The organism is Porticoccus sp. (genome assembly GCF_041592135.1).
GTDB lineage: Bacteria > Pseudomonadota > Gammaproteobacteria > Pseudomonadales > Porticoccaceae > Porticoccus.
The window spans coordinates 1-3,718 of the sequence record NZ_JBFHQR010000173.1; the positions used below are offsets into that span (position 1 = coordinate 1).

Below are 3,718 nucleotides of genomic sequence, written 5' to 3' on the forward strand. Positions count from 1 at the left end.
GGCCAGAAAAATGGCAAGGGTTTCTATATCTATCAGAAAGACAAGCGCGGCAAACCCGGCAAGTTCGTCGATGAATCGGTGAGCGAACTGTTCAAGCCGGTGGTGAGCGCCTACCACCAGCTCAGCGACGAAGACATCGTGGCCCGTTACATGGTGCCGATGTGTATCGAACTGGCTCACTGCCTGGAAGAGGGCATTGTCGGTTCTGCCGCGGAAGCCGATATGGCGGTGGTCTACGGGCTCGGTTTCCCGGCCTTCCGCGGCGGTGTGTTCCGCTGGATGGATGAGATGGGACTGGCCAGGTTCTGCGAAATGGCGGATCGCTACAGCGCCCTCGGCAAGCTGTACCAACCCACCCCGAAAATGCGTGAAATGGCGGCCAATGGCGCAAGCTACTACGGCTGAGCAGCGGCAGAGAGGAGATTGATTGTGAGCCTGAAACCTAGAGACGCGGTAATTGTTGATTTTGCCCGCACGCCCATGGGCCGTTCCAAGAACGGTTCGTTCCGCAACCGCCGCTCCGATGAACTCGGTGCAGCCTTGATCGAAGGGTTGCTGGATCGCAACCCCCAACTCGACCCGGCGGAAATTGACGACATTATCTGGGGCTGCGTGATGCAGGGCCGGGAGCAGTCCTTCAATGTGGCGAGAATGACCGCACTGCGCACCCGCATTCCCCACCATGTACCGGCGGTGACGGTAAACCGCCTGTGCGGGTCATCCATGTCCGCCCTGCATATGGCTACCGCCAATGTGATGGCCGGGCTGGGGGACATTTACCTGGTGGGTGGCGCCGAACACCTGGGCCACGTGCCGATGACCCACGATCACGACCCGAACCCGGCCATGAACCTGAGTGTGGCCAGGGCAGCGGGTATGATGGGGATGACCGCGGAGTACCTGGCGCGCATCCACGGCATTACCCGCGAGCAGCAGGATGAGTTCGGGGTGCGCTCCCACCACTTGGCGGCAGAGGCTCGCACCGCCGGGCGATTTGTGGATGAGATCGTGCCGGTGGAGGGCCACGATGAAAACGGCGGCCTGTATCTGATGTCAGAGGATGAGACGATTCGCCCTGAGACCAATCTGGAAGGATTGTCCCAGTTGAAGACGGTGTTTGATCCGGTCAATGGCACTGTCACTGCCGGTACCGCTTCCCAGATCACCGATGGTGCCGCGGCGCTGCTGGTGATGTCCGCCGAGCGGGCGGCCGCCCTCGGATTGACGCCGATGGCGAAGGTGGTTTCTGTTGCGGCGGCGGGTGTCGACCCCTCCATTATGGGCTACGGGCCGGTGCCCTCCACCAGAATGGCGCTGAAAAAGGCCGGTCTCACCGTTGCCGATATCGATTATGTGGAATTGAATGAGGCCTTTGCCGCCCAGTCCATTCCGGTGCTGAAAGACCTGGGCCTGTTCGACAGCATGGACCGGAAAGTCAATGTCAACGGCGGCGCCATCGCCCTGGGGCATCCACTCGGCGCTTCCGGTGCCCGGATCACCGGCACCCTGCTGAATGTGCTGAAACAGCGCAACGGTACCCTGGGTGTTTCCACCATGTGTATCGGCCTGGGGCAGGGTGTCAGTACGGTGGTTGAGCGTTTGAACTAGTCCGCCGGAGCGGGGACTTTCCAACACATTCCCACACGTAAGGCTCCCAGACATAAAAAAGGCCGGAGAACCTCCGGCCTTTTTTCGAGCAGTCTTTGGGTAGTTAGGCAGTTATCACTGCATTTTTTCGCCCATTTTATCCATCATCTCGCCGCTGGCATCCTGGGCTTCGTCAGTTTCCTCTTCCATGGCGTCATCCGTAGTTTCCTTCATGGCGTCCATGGCCTCGCCTGCCTTTTCTTCCATGGCGTCCTTCATCCCTTCGGCCTGTTGCTCCGCGTTTTCCATGGTCTCATCCATGGTCTCACTGGCCGCATCCATTGTTGTTTCGGCTTGATCCATCATCTTGTCCATGGATTCATTCATCGGTTCCGAGGCCGGTGCCTGGGATTCGGTGGCCTGTTCGGAGGGGGCTTCGTCGCCGCCGCAGCCGGGCAACAACAGTAGGGCCGCTGCGGGAAGTACTGCCAATGCCAGTAATTTGATGCGCTTATTCATAGTGTTTTCCTTGTCGATACAACTGGGTTTAAGGGGGGCATTTGCGAACAGCCCGATTTGTGCATTCAGTAAAGAAGCGTAATCTGCAGCCGTCAAGGTGCCCCTGCGGGCATCGCCTGGCCTGTGAAACAGATTAGCGCGGAGATATTACCTTTTTTTTGCTAGACTCGGCTGCGTATTTTGTGGAGCTGTTCACTTGCATATCCCCTTTACGGAAAATCCGGAACAGGCACTGGTTGAATGGTTGGGCCAACGGCCCTCCGCTTTCGATGTGCTGTGGTTGCGGTACCAATTTATCCAGTATTACCTGGACGGGGCTCCCCCCATTGAATTGCTGGCGCTGTTTCAGCTGGACGGTGAGCGGCTTTGGTTTACGGTGGGTGAGGCCACTGAGGCCACTGAGGCCACTGAGGGCCTGGCGGCTGGAATGAGCAGGCAGCCCGGTGGTCCCAGCCTGCGCGAGTTCTGTGCGGAGCACAAATGGCCATTACTGGTCATGGATCAGCCATTGCGTCTGGAGCCGGTGGCGATTCCCAAGCCCTGGGGGCGGGAGATCTGGTTCACCGGCATCGAACAGCGTGGTCTGTCCCGGGTCACCGATGGAGTCGCGAGTGCGCCGTTGCCCTGGGTGCTGTCGGTGGCGCCAGGGCGGCTATGCGCCGGCCTCCAGCGGCGGATCAACCTGTTGAAAATTCTCGACCCCCTGCCGGAAGAAGTCTACGGCGACCTCTACTTTGAGCTGCACGAGGAAAAGCACGAGGTCTATGTGGTCACCCATGTGGACCGAGGGGCATGGCCGGACGGTGTCGGCAGGATCAGGTTCGGTTTTGATCCCCGGATCCGGGGCGGTTACGACTCGGATGGGGCCTTCAAGGCGGATTACCTGGCGGCGGTCAGGCGCTATGAACAGGTGCGCCGGGAAATAGACGGCCTGCTCGATCAATCTCGCCGCGATGAGGGGGTGGCGACCAACGCGCCGGTTCCGGTGGCACAATTAAAGCGGTGGCATGCGCGGTTGCCCGCCGCACTCTGTGAGCGGGAAGAGGCATTGCGCCAGCAGATGAATGCGTTCACTGCGCTGTTGCCGCTGCAGCCGGGTGATGTGGTCAAGGTGCCGCTGCTGACCCCCCATGCCCTGCAGCACGGGGTGCGCACCGTCGAGTTCCAGACGCCGGTTTACGAGCGGCGGATCCTCTCCTTCGCCCAGAAGGTGCTGACCCAGGACCATTGGGACACGGAGCAGGCCGTTGCCCAGATGTCCCTGCAACCGGCCCTGTTGCCGGAACTGAAGACCCTGCATGAAAACGATGCATACCGGTTGGAAGAAGTGGTGTGCTTTGATGACTTTAGGGTAGAGCGCCTGACCCTGTTTGCGGCGACAGCACCGGGCTATCCACTGCCTGAAACGGGCTGTTATGCCCTGTTAATGACGGTGGCGGGCGAGATTGAGCTGCCGGGCATCAGCTTGGGGTGCGAGCAAGCCCTGCTGGTACCCGCCCAGCGGGGCGCGCTGCAGCTGAGGAACGCGGCAGCGAGCCCCGCCACAGTGCTGATCGCCAGGCCGATTTAGTCCATTCTGCCCACCCATTCCCCCCATTCCACCCATTCCACC

General features: G+C 60.3%; 4 protein-coding genes. 3 read left to right on the forward strand and 1 reads right to left on the reverse strand.

What is annotated here, in order from left to right; genetic code table 11:
• Positions 1-405, forward strand: a 405-nt coding sequence (locus tag ABY948_RS11540; RefSeq protein ID WP_461482684.1) for a 3-hydroxyacyl-CoA dehydrogenase family protein, incomplete at its 5' end; no start/stop codon positions are given.
• A 24-nt stretch (positions 406-429) separates the two neighbouring features.
• Complete coding sequence (gene fadA / locus ABY948_RS11545; RefSeq protein ID WP_461482685.1) at positions 430-1,608, forward strand: acetyl-CoA C-acyltransferase FadA; 1,179 nt, start codon at positions 430-432, stop codon at positions 1,606-1,608.
• 114 nt (positions 1,609-1,722) lie between these two features.
• On the opposite strand, the gene ABY948_RS11550 is transcribed toward fadA, so the two are convergent.
• The gene (locus tag ABY948_RS11550; RefSeq protein WP_461482686.1) at positions 1,723-2,106 is read right to left on the reverse strand and encodes a hypothetical protein; all 384 of its coding nucleotides are present in this window, start codon (positions 2,104-2,106) and stop codon (positions 1,723-1,725) included.
• Positions 2,107-2,302: 196 nt separating this feature from the next.
• On the opposite strand from ABY948_RS11550, the gene ABY948_RS11555 reads away from it, so the two are divergent.
• Positions 2,303-3,676, forward strand: coding sequence for a hypothetical protein (locus ABY948_RS11555; protein WP_461482687.1), 1,374 nt, complete (start codon positions 2,303-2,305; stop codon positions 3,674-3,676).
• Positions 3,677-3,718 lie beyond the last annotated feature (42 nt).

What these genes read in the sequence shown, in the direction of transcription:
- ABY948_RS11550 (WP_461482686.1), bottom strand. Translation starts at nt 2,106, where the DNA reads ATGAATAAGCGCATCAAATTACTGGCATTGGCAGTACTTCCCGCAGCG.